This window comes from Bacillus sp. RCC_6_1 (assembly GCF_041360755.1).
Lineage (GTDB): Bacteria > Bacillota > Bacilli > Bacillales > Bacillaceae_G > Bacillus_A > Bacillus_A cereus.
This window is the reverse complement of sequence record NZ_JBFUPV010000024.1, coordinates 41,973-48,345: the sequence shown is the minus strand read 5'-3', so window position 1 is coordinate 48,345 and position 6,373 is coordinate 41,973. Positions and strand designations below refer to the sequence as shown.

Below are 6,373 nucleotides of genomic sequence, written 5' to 3'. Positions count from 1 at the left end.
AGTTAGTTTGTCTAGCATCTAAAATAAAAATTGACGTTTCACGTTGTTTGTTTCGTTCAGTTTTCAAAGAACTACTTTGTCGCTCAGAAGCGACTTTATCAATATAACATTTCGTTATATTTTCGTCAACAACTTTTTTAATAAGTTGTTTTTCGTTTGTTTTGTTTGTTACCTTTCGTGGCAACGAATATAAATATACCAGTTTGATTATTAAAATGCAATAGTTTTTCTAATAAAATTTTTAACTTAGTAAAAAAGTATAAAAACAGCACATTTCTTCTATATAAATATAATTTCTCGCACTATCAAGATTTACTATACCCACGCAACTCATGCTCAAATAAAAAAAGCTTTGGAGAAATCTCCAAAGCTTAGTCTTGTTTATGGCGCATAGCAGGGAATAATAATACATCACGAATAGATGGTGCATTTGTTAATAACATAACTAGACGATCAATACCGATTCCTAATCCACCCGTAGGAGGCATACCGTACTCAAGAGCTTCAATATAATCGTCATCCATCATGTGAGCTTCGTCATTACCTTGTTCGCGCTCTTTTAATTGCGCTTCAAAACGTTCTTTTTGATCGATTGGATCATTTAACTCAGTGAATGCATTTGCATGTTCACGCGCAACGATAAATAATTCGAAACGATCTGTAAATCTTGGATCTTCATCATTCTTTTTCGCAAGCGGCGAGATTTCTACCGGATGACCGTAAATAAATGTTGGTTGGATTAATTTATCTTCTACTTTTTGTTCGAAGAATTCATTTATAATATGACCAACTTCCATTGTATCTTTAATTTCTACATTATGTTCTTTTGCAAGTTCACGCGCTTCTTCTATACTCATCGGATTCCAGAAATCAGCTCCAGAGTATTGCTTAATCGCATCTACCATATGAAGACGTGTCCATTCTGGTTCTAGATTAATTTCATAATCACCATACTGGATTGTTGTTGTACCCAGTACTTTTTTCGCGATATGAGCAACCATATCTTCTGTTAACTTCATAATATCTTTATAATCAGCGTATGCTTCATATAATTCAATCATCGTAAACTCAGGGTTATGACGAGTTGATACACCCTCATTACGGAATACACGGCCGATCTCATATACTTTTTCTAAACCACCCACAATAAGACGCTTTAAATGTAGCTCAATTGCGATACGCATATATAATTCCATATCTAACGCATTATGGTGTGTAGTGAAAGGACGCGCAGAAGCTCCACCTGCAATTGCATGCATCATAGGTGTTTCCACTTCAAGATAACCGTTGTCATCTAGGTATCTTCTCATCTCACGAATAATTTTACTACGAGTAACGAACGTTTCACGACTTTCCATACTTGTAATTAAGTCTAAGTAACGTTGACGGTAGCGTTGTTCAACATCTTTTAATCCATGGTATTTATCTGGTAATGGACGAAGAGATTTCGTTAATAGCGTAAAGCCTGTTGCTTTTACTGAAAGTTCTCCAACGTTTGTTTTGAACACTTTACCTTCAATACCTACTAAATCACCTAAATCTGCTGTTTTAAATAATTCGTACTCGTCATCTCCAACAGCATCTTTACGAACATAAATTTGAACTTGTCCATGTAAATCTTGAACATGTGCAAATCCAGCTTTCCCTTTTCCGCGTTTTGTCATAATACGACCAGCGATAGAAACAGCGATTTCCTTCTCCTCTAATTCCTCTTTAGAGAACTCTCCATATAGACTCACTAAGTCAGTTGTTGAATTTGTGCGTTCAAATCTTTTACCGAACGGGTCAATTCCTTGTTCACGTAAATTATGTAGCTTTTCACGACGAACAATCAATTGGTCGTTTAATTCTTCGTGGTTCATGTTATCCATGATATTGATATCACTCCAGCTCTATTTAATTTTACAATATATACAGTATAGCATTTTCTACTCAACTAGAAAAACTGCCAGCAACTAACTGGCAGCTCTTCTTTCTTTCACGTAATTATAGGAAGTGTATAGAAGAATGTCAATCTCCTATGCCCATTATTAACCAACGTAAATTGTTTGTTGTTTCGCTTCCACTTCTTCTACAAATGTACCTAACACATTCGCAAGGTCTTCCCGTGTGTTACAAGCATTAATACCATTACGTACACTCGCATTACCACGAACACCTTTTAAATACCAAGCTGCATGTTTTCTCATCTCTCTTACAGCGACACTTTCATTCTTTAAGTCGATAAGACGATCTAGATGCAACATACATACATCAATTTTCTCGCGCACTGTTGGTTCCGGCATTAATTCACCTGTCTCCAAATACTTTACCGTACGATAAATCATCCACGGATCTCCAAGAGCAGCACGCCCAATCATAACACCATCTACACCAATTTCATCAAGCATACGCTTTGCATCTTGCGGCGTTGCGACATCACCATTTCCGATAACCGGGATATTTACAGATTGTTTTACTTGTTTAATAATATCCCAATCCGCTTTTCCTTCATACATTTGCACTCGTGTACGTCCGTGAACCGCCACAGCTTGGCCACCAGCACGCTCAACAGCCCTAGCATTTTCTATTGCGAAAATATGTTCTTCATCCCAACCGATACGCATTTTAACTGTAACCGGCTTTTCAACAGCATCTACAACCGCTGCTACCATTTCATATATTTTATTCGGGTCTAAAAGCCACCTTGCTCCAGCATCACATTTAACGATTTTCGGCACTGGACAACCCATATTAATATCAATTATGTCTGCTGTCGTATATTTATCTACATATTTCGCAGCATCTACAAGAGTTTCTTTCTCTCCACCAAAAATTTGTAAACTTAATGGCTTTTCTCTCTCGTCGATATATAACATATCTAATGTTCTTTTATTATTAAGTAATATTGCCTTATCACTTACCATTTCAGCACAAACTAATCCGGCACCAAATTCTTTTACTGTTAAACGGAATGCAGAGTTACACACTCCCGCCATCGGTGCTAGTACAACCGGATTTTTCATCTCGATATTTGCAATCTTTAACAATCAATCTACTCCTTCCTGTACAATCACTTTGGCATTAATTCCTCTATCGAAACATTTAATGCCTTAGCAACTTCTACTACAAAATCTTGAGAAGGCGATCTATTCCCTCTCTCAACCTCACCTAAAACAGATACAGATACCCCTAGTGCTTTAGCAAAACCTTCTTGTGTGTAACCTTTTAGCTTTCGAAAAGCACGAATGCGTCTTCCCCATTTTTCTGCTTCCATACCGTTACTCCCTCTCGCCTTTTCATTTCTTCTACTTGTGAACATGAAATGTTTTGTTTTATGTCTTGATTAATTTCTAACAACGGAACGATAACAAAAGCTCTTTCAAACATCCGCGGATGCGGAACAATAAGATTCTCTGCTTCAATATTCTCTTGATTATAAAGTAAAATGTCAAGGTCGATAGTCCTCGGCCCCCACCTAATTTCCCTTTTTCTTCCTAGGTCATTTTCTACTTTTTGTGTTGCTTTCAATAATTCTTGTGGTGATAAATTGGTAGAAATTTTTATAACTAAATTTAAAAAGCAACTTTGGTCAGTATAGCCAACTGGCTCAGTTTCATATACAGATGAAATATCATCAACCTGAATATAAGGATTTTTATTTAAAAACTGAATCGCTTCGGTTAGATACGTATAACGCTCTCCAATATTTGACCCTAATGCAATGTAAGCTATATTGTTCATGGACGTTCTCTCGTAATTTCTACTGCTACAGCACGATAATGACCCGGTATCGGTGGATCCGGCTTAATTACCTTAATTGTACAGCGCGAAATACTTTCATATTGTTTTAATATATCTGCAGCAATATTTTCAGCGATACTCTCCACAAGCTTATACTTTCTATCCTCAACAACTTTTCTACATAATTCGAAAAGCTCTCCATAATTGACCGAATGCTCTAAGTCATCACTTTCCCCTGCACGCTTTAAATCCAACTCCACCGTTAAGTCAACTTTAAATCTCTGACCTAATTTATTCTCCTCTGGGAACACGCCATGATAACCATAAAACTCCATATCATGGATATAAATTTTATCCAATTACCTTACCCCCTTACCAATCATCGCATCCATCATTTTAGCCATACGCGCCATTTCTTTCACATCATGGACACGAACAAACTCACAGCCCTTTTCAATACCAAGACAAACAGTAGCTCCCGTTCCCTCAAGGCGTTCCTCTACTGGCAAATCTAATACGTGCCCAATAAAGGACTTTCTCGAAGTACCTAAGAGAACCGGATAACCTAGCACATTTAACTGTTCTAAATTACGCATCGCCTCTAAGTTCTGCTCAGGTGTTTTAGCAAAACCGATACCTGGATCTAAAATAATATTCTCATCTCGCACACCAGCATTTTTAGCAATTTTAATACTGTCATACAAATCAGCAATCATATCCGCCATTAAATTACGATAATTCATGTTATCGCGGTTATGCATTAAAATGATGGGTACATCGTAATGAGCTGCGACTTCAGCAATTTTCGGCTCCGCCTTCGCTCCCCAAATATCATTAATAATATGAGCACCAGCCTCAATTGCTTGCTTTGCAACTTCAGCTTTATATGTATCGATAGATATAGGCAATTTTACTTCTTTTGAAACTGCTTGAATCATCGGGACAACTCGCTTTATTTCTTCTTCTACTGATACTTTAGCAAAACCCGGGCGAGTAGATTCGCCACCAATATCAATAATATGAGCACCTTCACCTTGTATTTCTTTTGCGTGACGTACCGCAGCATCTACTTCGTTGTAACTCCCACCATCAGAAAACGAATCTGGTGTTACATTTAAAATCCCCATAATTAATGTCTTTTCATTTAAATTCAATGTATATTCGCCGCAGCGTAAATCATAATCCCACTTCAAACTACACATCTCCTCTTCGTAATTCATTTCTGCTCCATAATTTCTCTCTTTGCATTCCATAAAGGTACATTAAACTTTTTGTAACCACTCCTACTTTACCCGGGAAATCCTGCGCTTCTATACGATAAAGCGGAACAATTTCTTGAATGGAGTTTGTTACGAAGACTTCATCCGCTGAAAGTAGCTCATCTTTTGTAAAGAAACCTTCCTTTACTTCTATATTTAATTCTTCAGCACTCTTTATAATAAACGCACGAGTGATACCATTTAAAATCCCTGTCTCTAACGAAGGTGTATATAAAACATCACCTTTCACAAAAAATAGATTGGAAACAATACCCTCTGCAACATAACCTGCTTCAGTAAGAAAAATACCTTCCTTACTCACAACATTTCCAATTTCACGCTTCCCTAAAATATTATTTAAATAATGATGAGACTTCAGACGAAATGTTCCTTCCGGTGTATTTCGCACTTGTTTTAGAATAACACCTTCTTTTTCCACTACATCTCCTGGAGCTGTTAAAGGTTTTATAAAAACAATAACCGAAGGCTCTTCATACATTTCCGTTTGTAATCCTATTTCATCTATACCCGCTGATACATTAAAACGTACATATGCATGCTTCAATTCATTCTTAGCGAGTAAATCTTTCAAAATAAGCATCACGTCATTTTTTTTCATTGTCCATTTAATTTGCAATGTATCCAGCGCTTCTATTAAACGGTCATAATGATCATCCAATAAGAAAGGATGACCATTATAAATACGAAACGTTTCAAAAACTCCAAGACCATATAAATAACCATGATCATAAGGAGAAATTTTCGCTTCACTTGCTTCTACATACTGACCATTTACGTAAATTAACATAACGTTGCACTTGGACTGTATTTACAAATGAAATTCTGTAACAACTCTTTCCCATGAGAAGTCATAATAGATTCCGGATGGAATTGCACACCCTCTATCGGCAATGTCTTATGACGAAGTGCCATAATTTCTCCTTCCTCTGTCCAAGATGTTACCTCTAAGCAATCGGGTAACGTCTCTTTCTTAACAATAAGGGAATGATAGCGCGTCGCAGTAAACGGATTAGGAATATCCGAAAAAATCGTCTTTCCATCATGATGCATAAGCGACGTTTTCCCATGCATTAATCGTTCTGCACGGACAACCTCTCCACCAAACACTTGTGCAATGGATTGATGCCCTAGACAAACTCCAAAAATCGGAATCTTTCCAGCAAAGTATTTAATAACTTCCATACTAATCCCCGCTTCATTAGGACTACATGGACCTGGAGAAATCATTAGAAAATCTGGTTTCATATTCTTAATATCTGAAATGGTCACTTCATCGTTACGTTTAACAACGAGCTCTTGTCCAAGTTCTCCAAGAAACTGCACTAAATTAAATGTAAAAGAATCATAATTATCAATCATTAATATCATTT

General features: G+C 36.8%; 9 protein-coding genes. All 9 read right to left on the bottom strand.

The window, feature by feature from the left end; translation table 11 throughout:
- The coding region (locus tag AB6801_RS30415) for a hypothetical protein (protein ID WP_370941353.1) at positions 1 to 184 on the bottom strand (184 nt) is incomplete at its 3' end.
- 187 nt (positions 185 to 371) lie between these two features.
- Positions 372 to 1,871: a lysine--tRNA ligase gene (gene lysS, locus AB6801_RS30410; protein ID WP_000369667.1), complete on the bottom strand. Its 1,500-nt coding sequence runs from the start codon at positions 1,869 to 1,871 to the stop codon at positions 372 to 374.
- Between the two features lie 159 nt (positions 1,872 to 2,030).
- On the bottom strand, positions 2,031 to 3,029 hold the full coding sequence (gene dusB, locus AB6801_RS30405; protein ID WP_000912251.1) for a tRNA dihydrouridine synthase DusB: 999 nt from the start codon (positions 3,027 to 3,029) through the stop codon (positions 2,031 to 2,033).
- Between the two features lie 23 nt (positions 3,030 to 3,052).
- A complete protein-coding gene (locus AB6801_RS30400; protein WP_000387024.1) occupies positions 3,053 to 3,256 on the bottom strand; it encodes a helix-turn-helix domain-containing protein in 204 nt (67 codons plus the stop codon).
- Entirely contained in the window at positions 3,208 to 3,723 is a 516-nt protein-coding gene (gene folK, locus AB6801_RS30395) for a 2-amino-4-hydroxy-6-hydroxymethyldihydropteridine diphosphokinase (protein ID WP_097999574.1), read from the bottom strand. The genes AB6801_RS30400 and folK overlap by 49 nt, the downstream gene beginning before the upstream one ends.
- Positions 3,720 to 4,082: a dihydroneopterin aldolase gene (folB, locus tag AB6801_RS30390; protein ID WP_000358062.1), complete on the bottom strand. Its 363-nt coding sequence runs from the start codon at positions 4,080 to 4,082 to the stop codon at positions 3,720 to 3,722. Before folB ends, folK begins: the two co-directional genes overlap by 4 nt.
- Positions 4,083 to 4,943: a dihydropteroate synthase gene (gene folP, locus AB6801_RS30385; protein WP_141527186.1), complete on the bottom strand. Its 861-nt coding sequence runs from the start codon at positions 4,941 to 4,943 to the stop codon at positions 4,083 to 4,085.
- Entirely contained in the window at positions 4,918 to 5,790 is an 873-nt protein-coding gene (gene pabC, locus AB6801_RS30380; protein WP_097999573.1) for an aminodeoxychorismate lyase, read from the bottom strand. Before pabC ends, folP begins: the two co-directional genes overlap by 26 nt.
- Entirely contained in the window at positions 5,784 to 6,371 is a 588-nt protein-coding gene (pabA, locus tag AB6801_RS30375; protein WP_097999572.1) for an aminodeoxychorismate/anthranilate synthase component II, read from the bottom strand. Before pabA ends, pabC begins: the two co-directional genes overlap by 7 nt.
- Positions 6,372 to 6,373: the final 2 nt, after the last annotated feature.